The organism is Micromonospora krabiensis, assembly GCF_900091425.1.
Taxonomy (GTDB): domain Bacteria; phylum Actinomycetota; class Actinomycetes; order Mycobacteriales; family Micromonosporaceae; genus Micromonospora; species Micromonospora krabiensis.
The window spans coordinates 1558795-1575657 of the sequence record NZ_LT598496.1; the positions used below are offsets into that span (position 1 = coordinate 1558795).

At 72.8% G+C, this 16863-nt stretch carries 17 protein-coding genes; 13 read left to right on the top strand and 4 right to left on the bottom strand.

What is annotated here, in order from left to right:
- Nucleotides 1-60: 60 nt before the first annotated feature.
- From GA0070620_RS06905 to GA0070620_RS06930, 6 genes are all read left to right on the top strand, one after another.
- On the top strand, nt 61-1362 hold the full coding sequence (locus tag GA0070620_RS06905) for an ABC transporter substrate-binding protein (RefSeq protein WP_091589083.1): 1302 nt from the start codon (nt 61-63) through the stop codon (nt 1360-1362).
- A 73-nt stretch (nt 1363-1435) separates the two neighbouring features.
- Nucleotides 1436-2428: a carbohydrate ABC transporter permease gene (locus GA0070620_RS06910; protein ID WP_091598223.1), complete on the top strand. Its 993-nt coding sequence runs from the start codon at nt 1436-1438 to the stop codon at nt 2426-2428.
- Nucleotides 2421-3260: a carbohydrate ABC transporter permease gene (locus GA0070620_RS06915; RefSeq protein ID WP_091589084.1), complete on the top strand. Its 840-nt coding sequence runs from the start codon at nt 2421-2423 to the stop codon at nt 3258-3260. Before GA0070620_RS06910 ends, GA0070620_RS06915 begins: the two co-directional genes overlap by 8 nt.
- 29 nt (nt 3261-3289) lie before the next feature.
- Nucleotides 3290-4666: a GH1 family beta-glucosidase gene (locus GA0070620_RS06920; protein ID WP_091589085.1), complete on the top strand. Its 1377-nt coding sequence runs from the start codon at nt 3290-3292 to the stop codon at nt 4664-4666.
- A 126-nt stretch (nt 4667-4792) separates the two neighbouring features.
- On the top strand, nt 4793-5470 hold the full coding sequence (locus GA0070620_RS06925) for a TMEM175 family protein (RefSeq protein WP_091589086.1): 678 nt from the start codon (nt 4793-4795) through the stop codon (nt 5468-5470).
- Between the two features lie 175 nt (nt 5471-5645).
- The gene (locus GA0070620_RS06930; protein WP_091589087.1) at nt 5646-6881 is read left to right on the top strand and encodes a glycoside hydrolase family 16 protein; all 1236 of its coding nucleotides are present in this window, start codon (nt 5646-5648) and stop codon (nt 6879-6881) included.
- Nucleotides 6882-6920: 39 nt separating this feature from the next.
- Here the strand turns inward: GA0070620_RS06930 and GA0070620_RS06935 are convergent, their stop codons facing one another.
- Complete coding sequence (locus GA0070620_RS06935; RefSeq protein WP_197677563.1) at nt 6921-7553, bottom strand: nucleotidyltransferase family protein; 633 nt, start codon at nt 7551-7553, stop codon at nt 6921-6923.
- A gap of 126 nt (nt 7554-7679) precedes the next feature.
- On the opposite strand from GA0070620_RS06935, the gene GA0070620_RS06940 reads away from it, so the two are divergent.
- The 7 genes from GA0070620_RS06940 to GA0070620_RS06970 all read left to right on the top strand — a co-directional run bounded on the left by GA0070620_RS06940 (nt 7680) and on the right by GA0070620_RS06970 (nt 13551).
- On the top strand, nt 7680-8177 hold the full coding sequence (locus GA0070620_RS06940) for a 2Fe-2S iron-sulfur cluster-binding protein (protein WP_197677635.1): 498 nt from the start codon (nt 7680-7682) through the stop codon (nt 8175-8177).
- Nucleotides 8174-9163, top strand: coding sequence for an FAD binding domain-containing protein (locus tag GA0070620_RS06945; protein ID WP_091589089.1), 990 nt, complete (start codon nt 8174-8176; stop codon nt 9161-9163). Before GA0070620_RS06940 ends, GA0070620_RS06945 begins: the two co-directional genes overlap by 4 nt.
- Nucleotides 9160-11256 (top strand): xanthine dehydrogenase family protein molybdopterin-binding subunit, encoded by a 2097-nt coding sequence (locus GA0070620_RS06950; protein WP_091589090.1) that lies wholly within the window; start codon nt 9160-9162, stop codon nt 11254-11256. The genes GA0070620_RS06945 and GA0070620_RS06950 overlap by 4 nt, the downstream gene beginning before the upstream one ends.
- A 27-nt stretch (nt 11257-11283) precedes the next feature.
- The gene (locus GA0070620_RS06955) at nt 11284-11655 is read left to right on the top strand and encodes an ArsR/SmtB family transcription factor (protein ID WP_091589091.1); all 372 of its coding nucleotides are present in this window, start codon (nt 11284-11286) and stop codon (nt 11653-11655) included.
- Nucleotides 11652-12284 carry an SRPBCC family protein gene (locus GA0070620_RS06960; RefSeq protein ID WP_091589092.1) on the top strand — a complete coding sequence of 211 codons (633 nt, stop codon included), beginning with the start codon at nt 11652-11654 and terminating at the stop codon, nt 12282-12284. Before GA0070620_RS06955 ends, GA0070620_RS06960 begins: the two co-directional genes overlap by 4 nt.
- 171 nt (nt 12285-12455) lie before the next feature.
- Complete coding sequence (locus GA0070620_RS06965; RefSeq protein ID WP_157741554.1) at nt 12456-13013, top strand: NADAR family protein; 558 nt, start codon at nt 12456-12458, stop codon at nt 13011-13013.
- Nucleotides 13014-13041: 28 nt separating this feature from the next.
- On the top strand, nt 13042-13551 hold the full coding sequence (locus tag GA0070620_RS06970) for an NUDIX domain-containing protein (RefSeq protein WP_091589093.1): 510 nt from the start codon (nt 13042-13044) through the stop codon (nt 13549-13551).
- A 128-nt stretch (nt 13552-13679) separates the two neighbouring features.
- Here the strand turns inward: GA0070620_RS06970 and GA0070620_RS06975 are convergent, their stop codons facing one another.
- The 3 genes from GA0070620_RS06975 to GA0070620_RS06980 form a co-directional block, all read right to left on the bottom strand.
- Complete coding sequence (locus GA0070620_RS06975) at nt 13680-14948, bottom strand: YeiH family protein (protein WP_231922267.1); 1269 nt, start codon at nt 14946-14948, stop codon at nt 13680-13682.
- Nucleotides 14948-15094 (bottom strand): hypothetical protein, encoded by a 147-nt coding sequence (locus GA0070620_RS32900; RefSeq protein ID WP_172836392.1) that lies wholly within the window; start codon nt 15092-15094, stop codon nt 14948-14950. The genes GA0070620_RS06975 and GA0070620_RS32900 overlap by 1 nt, the downstream gene beginning before the upstream one ends.
- Nucleotides 15095-15736: 642 nt before the next feature.
- Nucleotides 15737-16786, bottom strand: coding sequence for an aldo/keto reductase (locus GA0070620_RS06980; protein ID WP_091589094.1), 1050 nt, complete (start codon nt 16784-16786; stop codon nt 15737-15739).
- Between the last annotated feature and the right edge of the window lie 77 nt (nt 16787-16863).

The following is a 16863-nucleotide window of genomic DNA, read 5'->3' on the forward strand; positions in this document are numbered from 1 at the left end:
GCCCCCATCCCTCCGACGGCGTACCGGCGGTCCCCCACCACTGCACCGGAAGGGCTCATCGTGTCGACGAGACGACACCTCGGGATATTCGCCGCCGCCGTCCTGGCGGCCGCCTCGCTGACCGCCTGCGGCGGCTCCGGCGACGACTCCGGCGGATCCGGCAAGACCCTCACGTACTGGGCCAGCAACCAGGGCGCCAGCCTGGAGGCCGACAAGACCATCCTCCAGCCGGAGTTGGACAAGTTCGAGAAGCAGACCGGGATCAAGGTCAACGTCGAGGTGGTCCCCTGGTCGGACCTGCTCAACCGGCTGCTCGCCGCCGCCACCTCGGGCCAGGGGCCGGACGTGGTGAACATCGGCAACACCTGGTCCGCGTCGCTGCAGGCGACCGGGGCCCTGGTCGAGTTCGACGACGCCACCCTGCAGGCCGTGGGCGGCAAGGACCGGATCGTGCCCGCCGCGCTGGCCGCCGCCGGCGCCCCCGGCAAGCCGCCGGCCGCCGTGCCGCTCTACAGCATGGCGTACAGCCTGTACTACAACAAGAAGGCGTTCGCCGACGCCGGCATCACCGCGCCGCCGACCACCTGGGAGCAGCTCGTCGAGTACGGCAAGAAGCTCACCGGCGGCGGCAAGTGGGGCCTGGCGATCGAGGGCGCGAACCCGTCGGAGAACGCCCACCACGCCTTCACGTTCAGCCAGCAGTACGGCGGTGAGTGGTTCGACTCGTCCGGCAAGCCGACCTTCGACACCCCGCAGAACGTCTCGGCGATCAAGCGGTACATCGACTTCATGGCCGTCGACAAGATCACCAATCCGGCCAACGCCGAGTACGCGCAGAACCAGTCGGTGTCCGACTTCGCCAACGGCAAGGCCGCCATGCTGCTGTGGCAGGCCGCCGGTTCCAACCTGAAGTCGCAGAACATGGCCGCCGACGCGTACGGGATCGCGCCGGTGCCGTTCCTGGCCAGCCCGCCCGCCGGCGGCAAGAAGGTCAACAGCATGGTCGCCGGCATCAACATGGCGATCTTCAAGCACACCAAGAACCGGGACGCCGCGCTGAGCTTCGTGAAGTTCATGACCAGCGACGAGGAGCAGACCCTCCTCAACAAGACGTACGGCTCGCTGCCGGCGGTGAAGACGGCCGGCTCCGACCCGGCGTTCACCGCCCCGGAGCAGAAGGTGATCCAGGAGACCCTGAGCACCACCGCGGCCCCGCTGCCGCAGGTGCCGGACGAGAGCACCTTCGAGACCCTGGTCGGCACCGCCATGAAGGAGCTGTTCGCCGACGCGGCCAGCGGCAAGCCGGTCACCGAGGAGTCCGTGAAGAAGAAGCTGACCGACGCGCAGCAGAAGATGCGCTGACCTGGCGTCACCGGTGGCCGTGGCCGGGTGCTCGACCGACCCGGCCGCGGCCACCGCCTTCGAGAGGACCCTGATGGCAACCAGCACCACCGCGCCGGGCGCGGCCCGCCGGCGCGAACCCGGGGCCGGGGCGCCGGCGTCCGACCGCTCCCGGCGGCCCCGGCGCCCGCGCCGCTCGCTCCTGCCGTACCTGCTGCTCGCCCCGGCCGTCGTGCTGGAACTCGCCATCCACGTGATCCCGATGGTCGTCGGGGTCTGGATGAGCCTGCTGGAGCTGACCCAGTTCCACATCCGCAACTGGTCCACCGCGCCCTTCGTCGGGTTCGAGAACTACCGGGCGACGCTGGACTTCAACAGCGCCGCCGGGCGCGAACTGCTGCACTCGTTCTGGGTCACGCTGGTCTACACCCTGCTCTCGGTGGGCTTCGCCTGGCTGCTCGGCATGGCCGGCGCGGTCGTGCTGCAACGGCCCTTCCGGGGGCGGGCGATCCTGCGGGCACTGTTCCTCACCCCCTACGCGCTGCCGGTCTACACCGCGGTGATCACCTGGAGCTTCCTGCTCCAGCGGGACACCGGCCTGGTCAACCACGTCCTGGTCGACCAGCTCGGGCTGTTGTCGGAGAAGCCGTTCTGGTTGATCGGCGACAACAGCTTCTGGTCGCTGCTCGTGGTGTCGGTCTGGCGCAACTGGCCGTTCGCGTTCCTCTGCCTGATGGCCGGCCTGCAGAACGTCCCCGGTGAGCTGTACGAGGCGGCGGCGATCGACGGCGCCGGGTTCTGGCGGCGGCTGCGCTCGGTCACGCTGCCGATGCTGCGCCCGGTGAACCTGGTCCTGGTCCTGGTGCTCTTCCTGTGGACGTTCAACGACTTCAACACGCCGTTCGTGCTCTTCGGCGGCTCGGCGCCGGAGCAGGCCGACCTGATCTCCATCCACATCTACCGCAGCTCCTTCAAGACCTGGGACTTCGGCTCGGGCTCGGCCATGTCGGTGGCGCTGCTGCTGTTCCTGCTGGTCGTCTCGGCCGGTTACCTGCTGATCACCAACCGCCGGAGGGACCATGCGTGAGACCGCCGGCGAGCGCTGGGGCCGCCGCATCGTGCTGACCCTGCTCTCGCTGTTCGTCGTCATCCCGCTCTACGTGATGATCACGTCGGCCGCCAAGCCGTTGCAGGACGTGCAGAACGGCTTCACCTGGTGGCCGAGCCGCCCGACCCTCCAGCCGTTCGTCGACATGTGGAGCACCGTGCCGCTGGCCCGGTACCTGGTGAACAGTCTGGTCGTGTCGAGCATCGCCGCGGTCTGCTCGGTCGCCGTCGCGATCTTCGCGGCGTTCGCCGTCAGCCGGTACCGGTTCCGTGGCCGCGGGTTGTTCTCGGTGACCGTGCTCTCCACCCAGATGTTCCCCGGCATCCTCTTCCTGCTGCCGCTGTTCCTCATCTACGTCAACCTCGGCAACGCCACCGGCATCGAGCTGTACGCCAGCCGCACCGGCCTGGTCATCACGTACCTGACCTTCTCCCTGCCGTTCTCGATCTGGATGCTGGTCGGCTACTTCGACTCGATCCCCCGGGGGTTGGACGAGGCGGCCCAGGTCGACGGCGCCGGCCCGCTCCGGACGCTGTTCCGGGTGATCCTGCCCGCGGCCGTGCCGGGGGTCGTCGCGGTCACCGTGTACGCGTTCATGACCGCCTGGGGCGAGGTCCTCTTCGCCTCGGTGATGACCGACGAGGGCAGTCGCACCCTGGCCGTGGGCCTGCAGGGCTACTCCACCCAGTTCAACGTCTACTGGAACCAGGTGATGGCCGCCTCGCTGGTGGTCAGCGTGCCCGTCGTCGCCGGGTTCCTCGCGCTGCAGCGCTACTTCGTCGCCGGCCTGACCGCCGGCGCGGTCAAGTGAGTCATTCCACCGCAGAGAGGGACCAACCCGTGCCGGACCTGTCCAAGCTGCCGCCCGACTTCCTCTGGGGTGTCGCCACCGCGGCGTACCAGATCGAGGGCGCCGTCGACGCCGACGGGCGAACCCCGTCCATCTGGGACACCTGGAGCGCGATCCCCGGCAACGTCGACAACGGCGACACCGGCGCGGTCGCGTGCGACCACTACCACCGGTGGCCGGAGGACCTGGCGCTGCTGCGCCGGCTGGGCGTCGACGCGTACCGCTTCTCGGTGGCCTGGCCCCGGGTGCTGCCCGACGGTGTGGGCCGGGTGAACGCGGCCGGTCTCGACTTCTACGACCGGCTCGTCGACCGGCTGCTCGCCGACGGGATCCGCCCGTTCGTGACGCTCTACCACTGGGACCTGCCCCAGGCCCTGCAGGACCGGGGCGGCTGGCCGGAGCGGTCCACGGCCGAGGCGTTCGCCGACTACGCGGCGGTCGTCGCGGCCCGGCTCGGTGACCGGGTCACCGACTGGAACACGGTCAACGAGCCGCTCTGCGTGTCCTGGATCGGGCACCTGGAGGGGCGGATGGCCCCGGGCGAGCGGGACCTGACCCGGGCGGTCCGCGCCTCGCACCACACGCTGCTGGGGCACGGGCTGGCCACCCAGGCCGTGCGGGCCAACGCGGCCCGGCCCGCGTCGATCGGGCTGGTGCTCAACCTCAGCCCGATCGAGCCGGCGACGGATCGGCCGGAGGACGTCGCGGCCGCCCGGCGGATGGACGGCCACGTCAACCGCTGGTGGTTGGACCCCGTGCACGGGCGCGGGTACCCGGCCGACATGGTCGCCACCTACGGCGTCGAGCCGCCCGTCCAGGGCGACGACCTGGCCGTGATCGCGACGCCGACCGACTTCCTCGGCGTGAACTACTACTTCCGCCAGCTGGTCGTGGACGACCCGGCCGGCCCGGCCCCGTACGCCCGGCAGGTGCCGGTGCCCGGCTCACGGGAGACGGCGATGGGCTGGGAGATGTACCCGGCCGGGCTGGAGCAACTGCTGGTCGCGGTGAGTGAGGAGTACCGGCCGGAGAAGATCATCGTCACCGAGAGCGGCTCGGCGTGGACCGACGAGGTGACGGCGGAGGGCACGGTCGAGGACAAGGAGCGCACCGACCACCTGGAGCAGCACCTCGCGGCGTGCGCCGCCGCCGTCGGCCGGGGCGTGCCGCTGGCCGGCTACTTCGTCTGGTCGCTCCTGGACAACTTCGAGTGGGCCTACGGCTACGACAAGCGCTTCGGGCTGGTGCACGTCGACTACGCCACCCAGCGGCGGACGGTCAAGGCGAGCGGTCACCGCTACGCCGAGCTGATCCGCGCCCACCAGCGGCTGGCCGGTGCGGCCGGCGCCGCCGCGTCGGTGGCCTGAGAGCGGGCCGACGGGGCCCGGGATCCCTGGGTGCCGCACCGGGCGGCACCCAGGGCCCACCCCGTCCTTCCGGCGCGGTCGCCGGAACGGTAGCCCGGCCGCGCCCGTGACGGATAGCCTGCGGCAGTGACCGAAGCGGAAGACAGTCCGGATGCGGCCCGGGTGGCGGAGGCGGACCGGACGAAGGCGTTCAGCGACGGTGTCTTCGCCATCGTCATCACCCTGCTGGTCCTGGAGCTGCGGGTGCCGGAATACCACGAGGGCGGCCTGCTGGCCGGGCTGCGCCACGAGGGTCCGTCCTACCTGGCCTTCGTGGTGTCCTTCGCCTACATCGGGGTGATCTGGCTCAACCACCACGCGCTGCTGCGCCTGGTGCGCGGCACGACGCTCGCGCTGAGCTGGATCAACCTCGCCATCCTCTTCGGCGCCGTGATCATCCCGTTCCCCACGGCGGTGCTGGCGTCGGCGTTCAGCGAGGGCGACACCGCCGACCAGCGGGTCGCGGTCGCGCTGTACGCCCTGGCGGCGGCCCTGATGTCCGCGCCCTGGCTGGCGTTCTTCGGCTACCTGCACCGCCACCCGGCGCTGCGGGCCTCCGAGGTCGACGCCGCCCACGTCCGGGCCCAACGGGTCCGCCCGGTCACCGGCCTGGTCCTGTACGGGCTGAGCGGCCTGCTCGGCTGGTTCGTCCACCCGGTGGTCGGGCTGGTCGGCATCATCGTGATGATCGCCTATCACGCGGTGACCAGCGAGGGCCTGCGGGCCGGTCCGCTCGGACGGCTCCGGCCCGGCCGGCGGGGCTGACCCCCGCCGCCTTCCGGCGCCGAGCGGGCGTGAGAGCGCTTTCTTGACACTGCCGAGAACCGGTGAATAGATTGTTAACTATCAATTTCGCCGGTTTCCTTGCAGTTGCCCGCCCCGGCTCCGGTCCGGCACGGGACGTCGGGGCCGGGCATCCGAGACCACAGGGAGGTTCCCCGTGCGCAGCATTCGTGCGATCGCCGCGCTCGCCCTCGCCGCCGTGGGGCTCAGCGTCGCGCTCACCGCGACCACCGCGGCACCCGCCGCGGCGGCGCCCGGTGCGGTGACCTGGTCCGACGACTTCAACGGCGCCGCCGGCTCCGCTCCGGACCCCAGCAAGTGGCGCTACGACATCGGGGGCGGCGGCTGGGGCAACAACGAGCTGCAGTACTACACCAACAGCACCCGCAACGCGGCGCTGGACGGCAACGGCAACCTGGTCATCACCGCCCGCCGGGAGAACCCGGGCAACTTCTCCTGCTGGTACGGCAGCTGCCAGTACACCTCGGCCCGCCTGCTGACCGCCGGCACGTTCGCGCAGGCGTACGGGCGGTTCGAGGCGCGCATCAAGATCCCCCGCGGGCAGGGGCTCTGGCCGGCCTTCTGGATGCTCGGCACGAGCAGCAACAACTGGCCCGACCGGGGCGAGATCGACATCATGGAGAACGTCGGCTACGAGCCGTCCACCGTGCACGGCACGCTGCACGGACCCGGCTACTCGGGTGGCAACGCGGTCGGCGCCCAGACCTCGCTGCCCGGCGGCCAGGCGCTCGCCGACGCCTTCCACACCTACACGATCGACTGGGCGCCGGACGCGATCACCTGGTACCTCGACGGCGTGCAGTACTCCCGCAAGACCGCGGCCGACCTGCGCGGCAACCGGTGGGTCTTCGACCACCCGTTCTTCATGATCATGAACGTAGCGGTCGGCGGCAACTGGCCCGGCTCCCCCGACGCCAGCACCGTCTTCCCGCAGACCATGACGATCGACTACGTGCGGGTGCAGGCCTGGGACACCGGCGGCGGAGGCGGCGGCACCGGCGCGCCGGTCGTCGGCTACGGCAACAAGTGCGTGGACGTGGCCGGGGCGAGCACCGCCAACGGCACCGCCGTGCAGCTCTGGACCTGCAACGGCACCGCCGCGCAGCGCTGGAGCTGGCCGAGCGACGGTTCGGTGCGGGCGCTGGGCAAGTGCCTCGACGTGACCAGCGGCGGGACCGCCAACGGCACGAAGGTCCAGCTCTGGGACTGCAACGGCAGCGGCGCGCAACGTTGGGTGTTCAGCGCGGCCGGCGACATCGTCAACCCGCAGGCCAACAAGTGCCTCGACGCGACCGGGCCCAGCTCGGCCGACGGCACCCGCCTGCAGATCTGGGACTGCACCGGCGCCGCGAACCAGAAGTGGCGCCGCTGAGCCCCGCACGCAGTTGATCATGCGGTGGTGGTGCCCGGGTCAGCCGCTACGGGTACTCCCGGGAGGCACCACCACCGCGCGGTCGGCGAGAAAGGTTGTCGCGCGGGTCAGGTCGGACGGGGTGTCCACGTCCAACGGGTCGGCGGCGTCGTCGCAGGGGACGCGGACGACCAGGTCGGGCCGGGCCCGCAGCAGGTCGCGGGCGCCCCGGTCACCGGTGGCGTACCGGTCGAGCAGGGGCCAGCTGCCACGACCGAGGAGCACCGGGTGGCCGGGGCGCCCGTCGTACGTGGCCGTGGCGAGGGACGCACCGGCGGCGTGCGCGGCCCGCACGCGGGCCACCGCGGCGGGTGTGAGCAGCGGCTGGTCGACCAGCACCACCACAACGGCGGCCACGTGCTCGGGCATCGAGGCGAGCCCGTGACGCAGCGACCGACCCATCCCGCGCCGCCAGTCCGCGTTGCGGACCACGGTCGCCCCCGGCACCGGGGGGAGGTCGTCGGCGGCGGCGCCCACCACCACGTGGACCGGTGCGCAGCCACCCGCGAACAGCAGCCGGGCGCCCCGCCGCACCAGCGCTTCGCCGGCGAACTCCACGAGCGCCTTCGGGCGGCCGAACCGGCTACCGGCCCCGGCCGCGAGCAGCAGGCCCGCCACGATCCCGTCCCGCACGCGGCCTCCCTCCTCCCGGGAGCGGATTGCCGGTTTTCTTCGTGTTAGTCCCGGTAAAGCTACTATGGGGCCGTGCAGCAGGGGACGGGGAACACGGCGACGACGGGCGACGAGTGGTCGTCCCGCGTGGCCGTCACCGTGAACGGCACCCCGCGGGACCTGACCTTGGACAACCGGACCACCCTGCTCGACGCGCTGCGCGAACACCTGGGCCTGGTGGGCGCGAAGAAGGGCTGCGACCACGGGCAGTGCGGCTCGTGCACGGTGCTGCTCGACGGCCGGCGGGTGAAGAGCTGCCTGCTCTTCGCGGTCACCCTCGACGGCTGCGCGGTGACCACCGTGGAGGGGCTGGCCGGCCCGGACGGCCTCACGCCGTTGCAGGAGGCGTTCATCGCGCACGACGCGTTCCAGTGCGGCTACTGCACCCCCGGGCAGATCTGCTCCGCCCGGGGTGTCCTCGACGAGCTCGCCGAGAACTGGCCGAGCGCCGTCACCGGTGACCTGACCGGGGCGGTCGAGCCGTCCGACGCGGAGATCCGCGAGCGGATGAGCGGCAACCTGTGCCGGTGCGCGGCGTACCCGCACATCGTCGCCGCCGTCCGAGAGGCGGTGCAGGCCCGGTGAGAGCGTTCCGCTACCACCGGCCCGCCGACGTGGCCGAGGCCGTCACCCTGCTCGGCGCGGGCACCGAGGCAGCGTACCTGGCCGGCGGCACCAACCTCGTCGACCTCATGAAGCTCGGCGTCCAGCGCCCCGACGTGCTGGTCGACGTGAACCGGCTGCCGCTGGGCGGGGTCGAGGCACTGCCCGAGGGCGGGCTGCGGGTCGGCGCGACCGTGCGCAACAGCGACCTGGCCGCCCACCCGGTCGTGCGACGCGACTATCCGGTGCTCGCCCGCGCCCTGCTCGCCGCCGCCTCCGGTCAGCTGCGCAACATGGCCACCACCGGCGGCAACCTGTTGCAGCGCACCCGGTGCGTCTACTTCCAGGACACCGGCAAGGCGTGCAACAAGCGGGAGCCCGGCACCGGCTGCGCGGCGCGGCACGGGCAGAACCGCGACCTGGCCATTCTCGACTGGTCGGAGCAGTGCGTGGCCACCCACCCGTCCGACCTGGCGGTCGCGCTGGTCGCGCTCGACGCGGTCGTCGAGGTGACCGGGGTCGACGGCCCGCACGAGGTGCCGATGGTCGAGCTGCACCGGTCGCCGGGTGACCACCCGGAGCGGGACACCGTCCTGCCCGCCGGGTCGCTGATCACCGCGGTACGCATTCCACCGCTGGCGGCGGCCCGCCGGTCGTCGTACCTGAAGGTGCGTGACCGCGCCTCGTTCGCCTTCGCGGCCGGCTCGGTGGCGGCGGTGCTCGACCTGGACGCCGGCGTGGTACGCGACGTCCGGCTGGCCTACGGCGCGGTCGCGCACCGGCCGTGGCGGGCCCTGCGCGCCGAGGCGGAGCTACGCGGCCGCCCGTTCACGCCGGAGCTGGCCGGCGTGGCGGCGGACGCCGAGCTGGCGTCGGCCCGCCCGCTGCGGCACAACGCCTTCAAGGTGCCGCTGGTGCGCGCCATCACCGTACGGGTCCTGACCGAACTGGCCGAGGCGGCGGCGTGAGCACCGGCGCGGTCGGGCAGGCGCACCCGCGGCTGGAGGGCCCCGAGAAGGTGTCCGGCACCGCGCGGTACGCCGTCGAGTACCCGCTCGACGACGTGACGTACGGCTGGGTGGTGCCGGCCGCCGCGGTGCGCGGGCGGATCACCCGCGTCGACCCGGAACCGGCGCTCGCGGCGCCGGGGGTCCTCGCGGTGCTGCACCACGGCAACGCCCCCCGGGTCTCCCCCGACGTGGACTCCGAGCTGTACCTGTTGCAGGAGCCGCTCGTGCACTACCGCGGCCAGTTCGTCGCGGTCGTGGTGGCGGCGAGCATCGAGGCGGCCCGGGAGGGCGCCCGCCTGGTCCGGATCGACTACGACACCGAGCCGCACAGCACGGTGCTCACCGCCGACCATCCCGGCCTCTACCGGCCGGACCAGGTGAACGCCGGCTACCCGACGGACACCGCCGAGGGTGACTTCGACGCCGCGTTCGACGCCGCCGAAGTCCAGGTGGACTCCACCTACCGGACGCCGGCCTACCACAACAACCCGATGGAGCCGCACGCCACGACGGCGCAGTGGCACGACGGGCGCCTGCTGGTGCACGACTCCAACCAGGGCTCGACCCCGGTCCGGACGGCACTCGCGGCACTGTTCGGGATCCCCGAGGAGTCGGTCCGGGTCGTCAACGAGCACGTGGGAGGCGGATTCGGCAGCAAGGGATCGCCGAAGGCGGCCGTGGTGCTCGCCGCGATGGCCGCGCGGCACGTCGGTCGACCGGTGCGGCTCGCCCTGACCCGCCAACAGCTCTTCGGGCCGATCGGCTACCGCACCCCGACCATCCAACGGGTCCGCCTCGGCGCGGATGCCGACGGCCGCATCGCCGCCGTCTGCCACGACGCGATCAGCCAGAGCTCGCAGATCACCGAGTTCGCCGAGCAGACCGCCGTCTACACCCGCAGCATGTACGCCGGGCCGCACCGTCGCACCACGCACCGGCTCGCCCGGCTCGACGTGCCGACCCCGTTCTGGATGCGCGCGCCCGGCGAGTGCCCCGGCGCGTACGCCCTGGAGTCGGCGATGGACGAGCTGGCCACCGCCTGCGGCGTCGACCCGGTGGAGCTGCGGATTCGCAACGAGCCCACGGTCGACCCGGACCAGGGGCACCCGTTCAGCAGCCGCAACCTGGTGGCCTGCCTCACCGAGGGCGCCCGCCGGTTCGGCTGGGCCGAGCGCAACCCCCGCCCCTGCGCCCGGCGTGAGGGCCAGTGGATGATCGGCACCGGCGTCGCCGGCTCCAGCTATCCCGCCCGGGTCCGGGCCGCCACCGCCACCGCCACCGCTCTGCCGGGCGGCGACTTCCTGGTGCGGATCAACGCGGCCGACATCGGCACCGGCGCCCGCACCGCGCTGTGGCAGGTGGCCGCGGACGCGCTGGACGCACCGCCCGAGCGGGTCCGCATCCTGGTCGGCGACACCGACCTGCCACCGGCCGGCGTCGCCGGCGGCTCGATGGGCACCTCGTCGTGGAGCTGGGCGGTGGTGCGGGCCTGCCAGGGGCTGCGCGACCGGATCGCGCACCACACCGGTGAGCTGCCGGCCGACGGGCTGACCGTCGAGGCGAGCACCCGCGACGAGGTCCGCGCCCAGCGGCCCCTGTCGCGGTACGGCTACGGCGCCCAGTTCGCCGAGGTACGGGTCGACGCGGACACCGGCGAGGTGCGGGTGAGCCGGCTGCTCGGCGTCTTCGCGGTCGGGCGGATCGTGAACCCGACCACCGCGCGCAGCCAGCTCATCGGCGGGATGACGATGGGCCTGTCGATGGCCCTGCACGAGGAGGGCGTGCTCGACGAGCGGTACGGCGACTGGGTCAACCACGACCTCGCCACCTACCACATCACCGCCTGCGCGGACGTCGAGCGGATCGAGGCGTACTGGCTGCCGGAGGAGGATCCGGACCTGAACCCGTGCGGGGTGAAGGGCATCGGCGAGATCGGCATCGTCGGCACCGCGGCGGCGATCGCCAACGCGGTCCGCCACGCCACCGGCGTCCGGGTGCGTGACCTGCCGATCCGGCTCGACAAGCTGATCGGCGCATCACCACTGGCTTAATTAAGCCAGCCCTGATATAAAGTCCGGGTGCACGCCTTCGATGTGCTGGGCGACCCGGTCCGCCGCCGGATCCTCGAACTGCTCGCCGACGGCGAGACGACCGCCGGCGCGCTCGGCACGGTCATCCAACGCGAGTTCGGGATCTCCCAGCCCGCCGTCTCCCAGCACCTGAAGGTGCTGCGGGACAACGGCTTCGCCACGGTCCGGCCGGATGGCACCCGCCGGCTCTACGCGGTCGATCCCCGCCCCCTGCGCGACGTCGACCAGTGGCTGGATCACTTCCGGCAGTTCTGGACACCACCCCTGCACGCGCTCGCCACCGAATTGGCCCGTGGCCGGCGCGAACGGCGGCTGCGTGGGCAGCCCGCCGACACACCCGAGGACAGGAGCGAATCATGATCGACGTATCCGGGCAGGTCAACGCCGTGCGACGCCAGGTCGGCAGCCGCACCCTGGAGGCCGGTGAGGCCCGGGTGAGCACGATCAGCCAGACGTACGACGCGTCCGTCGAGGACGTCTGGGACGCCTGCACCAACCCCGAACGCATCCCCCGCTGGTTCCTGCCGGTCTCCGGCGACCTGCGGCTGGGCGGCCGCTACCAGTTGGAGGGCAACGCCGGCGGCACCGTCGAACGGTGCGACCCGCCGAACAGCTTCGCCGCGACCTGGGAGTTCGGCGGCATGACCAGCTGGATCGAGGTCCGGCTGAGCCCCGTCGACGGTGACCGCACCCGCTTCGAACTCGACCACATCGCCCACGTGGACGACGACACGTGGGCGCAGTACGGCCCCGGCGCGGTCGGCATCGGCTGGGACCTCGGCCTGCTCGGGCTGGCCTCGTACCTCGGCGGTGGCGGGGTCCGGCCGGAGGACGCCGAGGCCTGGACGGTGTCGGAGGAGGGCCGCGAGTTCGTGATCCGGGCCAGTCGGCTCTGGACGGAGGCGAGCATCGCCGCCGGCACCGACCCGGACGCCGCCCGCGCCGCCGAGGAGCGGGTCACCGCCTTCTACACCGGCGCCCCCGCCTGAACACCACCCCCGGCCCGGCCGCTCCGGTGGCCGGGCGGAGGGCCACCGCCCACCGGGACGAGGCGCGGTTCGGCGTGCGATCCGGCGTGCGGTGCGGCGCGCCTCGGGCGGTGGGCCGCGACGGGAAGAAGGAGGCGGCGGGATGTCGGTGGGGTCGGGCAGACTCTCCCCGTGTCGCCACGATCCGTCGCCGAGCTGACCGCCGCTACCCAGGCCGGCCTTCACCCCGACTATCTGTTCTTCTGGGGCCACCGACCACAACGCGACGGCAGCGTGGGGCGCGGATGCCTGAGCCAGTGGTGGCCCGCCCCGTTCCGCGACGGCGAGCGTGTCTTCGCCACCGCCGAGCACTGGATGATGTGGCACAAGGCGATGCTCTTCGGCGACGACGAGCTGGCCACGCAGATCCTCGCCGCCGCGCACCCGCACCGCGCCAAGGCCCTCGGCCGCCGGGTCCGTGACTTCGACCAGGAGCGGTGGGAGGCGCGACGCTACGAGATCGTGGTGGCCGGCAGCACGGCCAAGTTCGGTCAACACCCCGACCTGCGGGCGTTCCTGCTGGCCACCGGCGACCGGGTGCTCGTGGAGGCCAGCCCGCTGGACCGGATCTGGGGCATCGGGCTGGCCGCCGACGACCCCCGTGCCGGCGATCCGCGCGACTGGCGGGGAGACAACCTGCTCGGGTTCGCCCTCATGGAGGCCCGCGCCGCCCTACGGGAGGGCCGCTGACGGCCGCGTCCGAGTAACGTGCTGCGGCATGACCGGTGCGCCGTACTCTCACTGCTCGTTCTGCGGGGCCGCCTACCCGGCGGCGGCCGGCTGGCCGCGCGTCTGCCCGACCTGCGGCCAGACGGTGTGGCGCAACCCGCTGCCGGTCGCGGTGGCGGTGCTGCCGGTACGCACCACGGCCGGGCTCGGCGTGGTGGTCGTCCGCCGCGACATCGAGCCGGCCCGCGGCCTGCTCGCCCTCCCCGGCGGCTTCATCGAGTACGGCGAGGAGTGGGACGCGGCGCTCGTCCGGGAGCTGCGGGAGGAGACCGGCCTGCTGGCGTCGGCGGCCGACGCCACGCTGTTCGCGGTGCACGGGGCACCGGCCGGCGGCACCATGATGGTCTTCGGCGTGCTGCCCGAGGTGCGCGCCGAGGAGTTGCCGCCCTCGGCGCCGACCGAGGAGGCGACCGAGTGGCTGGTGCTCACCGAGCCGACCGAGTTGGCCTTCTCCACGCACACCCGGGTGCTGGCCGACTTCCTCGCCGCCCGGGCGTGACCCCCGCGCCCCCCGATCCGCACCTCCCCGGCCGGTGATCGCGCTCGACCACGGAGGTAGTGGCCTCCGGGGCGTCGGGAGGCCGCTACATCCGAGATCGAGCGCGGCCTTGGCGTGCGGAGGGCGGGTCAGGCGGCGAAGTTGCGGAACAGCAGCGACGCCAGCCCGAGGGCGAGCAGCAGGTTGAACACGGTGGCGCTGGCGAATACGGCCACCGGCCGCCAGCCGGCCTCGCGCAGCGCGGCCACCCGGACTTCCAGGCCGATGCTGACGAACGCCAGGATCAGGAACCAGACCCGCAGGTCGTTCACGATCGCGATGGTGGCCTTGCCGTCCGATCCGGCCGCATCGAGGTACCAGGTCGCGATCACCGACGCGGCGACGAAACCGAGGACGAACTTCGGGAAGCGGTGCCACAGCTCCACGAGCCTCGGCCGGGCCGCACCGGGCCGGCGCTCGACGCGCAGCGTGAAGTACGCGGTGAGGGCCACCGCGACAACCCCCATCAGCGCGTTCTGGGTGACCTTGACGATGCTCGCGATCTGAAGTGCCTCCTCGCCGGCGAGCGCACCGGCCGCGGTGACCGCGGCCGTCGTGTCGATGTTGCCGCCGATCCAGGCGCCCGCCACCGCCGGCTCGAGCCCGAGCACGTCGGCGAGCCACGGCAGCAGGAAGATCGACGGCAGGGCGAAGACGATGACCAGGCTGGCCGCGTACGCCAACTGCTCCCGCCGGGCCCGGACGGCGCCGGCGGCGGCGATGGCGGCGCTGACGCCGCAGATGGACACGGCGGAGGCGAGCAGGGCACGGAGCTTGTCGTCCAGCCCGAGGCGGCCGGCCAGCCACCACGTGAACAGGAACACGCCGCTGATCAGCAGGGTCGCCTGGGCGATCGCCGGGCCGGCGGCGCTGGCGATGACCGCTAGGTTGATCGAGGCGCCGAGCAGGACCAGACCGGTCTTGATGAAGAACTCGGTGCGGAACGCGGCGGCGATCCGGTCCCGCAGCCCGAGCAGGGTGACCGCCAGGTTGCCGAGCAGGCCGAGCAGGATCGCGTAGACCGGGTATTCGATCGCGGCGGCGATGTCCTCGAGGGCGGTGCCCTCGGCGAACACAGGGACGTTCTGTTCGAGGTAGCGGGTCAGCGCGGCCAGGCCGAGGACGACCAGCAGACCGAGCGTGGTCCACGCCCAGAACGCGCGTCCGCGCGGCCCGGTGGGTACGAGCGGCGGCCCGTCGGCCCGCCCGTCGACGCCGGCCCCGCGCTGGGCGGCGGCGGGGTCAGGGTTCTCGGCGGCCCGTGCGCTGGCGTTCCTGTTCTCGGCGGCCGGTGCGGCGGCCTCCTCGGCCGGGGTGGTCGTGGTCTGGTCCGTGGCGCGGGTGGCGTCGGTGGTCATCACGGCACCAGCCCGGCGGGGATGGCGCCCAGTAGGACCAGGCCGAGCAGGGCCAGGCCGATGACGGTCGCCGCCCAGTCCTCGTTGAGGGCGAAGCGGCTCTCGGGCGCGGTGGGCGGGGTGGACGACGGTTCGTCGATGCTCATGGAGGTTCCTTCACGCAGGCGGAGGGGATCGGGATGCGACGCGTCACGCCGAGGGCTGGCACCGTCCACGGAAGCCGGAAGCCGGAAGCCGGAAGCCGGAAGCCGGACGCCGGAGACCGGAAGCCAGGAGCCAGCAGCCGGGCTCGCCGGCCGGGGAGACCGACGTCCTGACGGGATGGTGGGTCGCCGGGTCGGCGTGACCGGTGCCTGGCGAGGCCAGGCTGCCTCTCGGGGGGCACGCCGGATACCGGCGGGGCGCTGTCGCTCTGGCGCGCCGGGCGCTTCGTCATCGGTCGGGTGGCCGCGTCGCCGCCGACCCGGCCGACCGTGTCGACGCCAGCCGGGTCGACGCCAGCCGGGTCGACGCCAGCCGGGTCGAGTGTCAGGCCGACTGCTGGCCGGTACAGAGGCCGGACGCGACCCGCATCAGGTCGACGACCCGGCGCGAGGTGAGCCGCAGGGTGATCCGCACGCGCCCATATTCCTACTTGCAAGATAGGAATTCAAGACGCGTCCACCATTCGGAACCGCCGATGCCCGGACGTGTCGGACGTCGACGGTCCGGCGGTCCGGCACGCCGCACCGCGGATCACCGGGTCACGCGTCGCGTGATGCCGCAGGATCCGGCCAGGTCCGGCGCGGTCAGGCGGCGGCGCGGTCGCCGGTGGGACGGCGACGCCGGGCGGGGTCGGTCAGCGCCGGCGGGCGCCAGACCCCGTCGGGGGCGTACAGGTCGGTGCCGGGCGGCACGATCTCGTCGATCCGGTCGAGCGCTTCGTCGTCGAGGGTGAGCGCGGCCCCGGCCAGCAACCCGTCGAGCTGCGCCATCGTGCGCGGGCCGATGATGACGGAGGTGACCGCCGGGTGCGCGGCGGGGAACGCCACCGCCAGCTCCGGCAACGTGCAGCCGAGCTTGTCGGCCACGTCGACGAGCCCCTCGACCGCCCGGTACTTCGCGTCGTTGCCCGGCAGCGCCGGGTCGAAGCGAGCCGGCGTGAGGGCGGGCCGCCCACTGGTCAGGTCGACCGGGGCGCCGGCGCGATAGCGGCCGGAGAGGAAACCGGAGGCGAGCGGGCTCCAGGTGAGCACGCCCATGCCGTACCGCTGACAGACCGGCAGGACATCGGCCTCGACGCCCCGCGCGAGCAGCGAGTACGGCGGCTGCTCGGTGCGGAACCGGCCGAGCGCCCAGCGCTGCGCGGCGTGCTGTGCCTCGACGATCTCCTCGGCGGGGAAGGTCGAGCAGCCGAAGGCGCGGATCTTGCCGGCCCGGACCAGGTCGGTGAGGACGCCGAGGGTCTCCTCCACGTCCGTGGTGTGGTCGGGACGGTGCACCTGGTAGAGGTCGATCCAGTCGGTGTCCAGCCGACGCAGGCTGTCCTCGACGGCCCGGACGATCCAGCGCCGCGAGTTGCCGCCCCGGTTGGGCCCCTCCCCCATCGGGAAGTGCACCTTGGTGGCGAGGACCACGTCGTCGCGGCGGCCCCGCAGCGCCTTCCCGACGATCACCTCGGATTCGCCGGCCGAGTACATGTCCGCAGTGTCGACGAGGTTGATGCCCCGGTCGAGCGCGGCGTGGATGATCCGGACGCAGTCGTCGTGGTCGGGGTTGCCGACCGCGCCGAACATCATCGTGCCGAGCGCGTGGACGCTCACCTCGATGCCGGTGCCGCCGAGGACGCGGTGACGCATGACTGTGCTCCCTGCTGACGTTGGCAGGCCGACGCGGGCCGGCCGGACGTACGCGTCACGCTAGGAGTTCGAGTGCG

Bases quoted from the DNA above. Each gene is read 5' to 3' on its own strand.
- GA0070620_RS06910 (WP_091598223.1), top strand. From the start codon at position 1,436: ATGGCAACCAGCACCACCGCGCCGGGCGCGGCCCGCCGGCGCGAACCC.
- GA0070620_RS32900 (WP_172836392.1), bottom strand. From the start codon at position 15,094: ATGAGCATCGACGAACCGTCGTCCACCCCGCCCACCGCGCCCGAGAGC.
- GA0070620_RS06970 (WP_091589093.1), top strand. From the start codon at position 13,042: ATGACCGGTGCGCCGTACTCTCACTGCTCGTTCTGCGGGGCCGCCTAC.
- GA0070620_RS06980 (WP_091589094.1), bottom strand. From the start codon at position 16,786: ATGCGTCACCGCGTCCTCGGCGGCACCGGCATCGAGGTGAGCGTCCAC.
- GA0070620_RS06960 (WP_091589092.1), top strand. From the start codon at position 11,652: ATGATCGACGTATCCGGGCAGGTCAACGCCGTGCGACGCCAGGTCGGC.
- GA0070620_RS06975 (WP_231922267.1), bottom strand. From the start codon at position 14,948: ATGACCACCGACGCCACCCGCGCCACGGACCAGACCACGACCACCCCG.
- GA0070620_RS06915 (WP_091589084.1), top strand. From the start codon at position 2,421: ATGCGTGAGACCGCCGGCGAGCGCTGGGGCCGCCGCATCGTGCTGACC.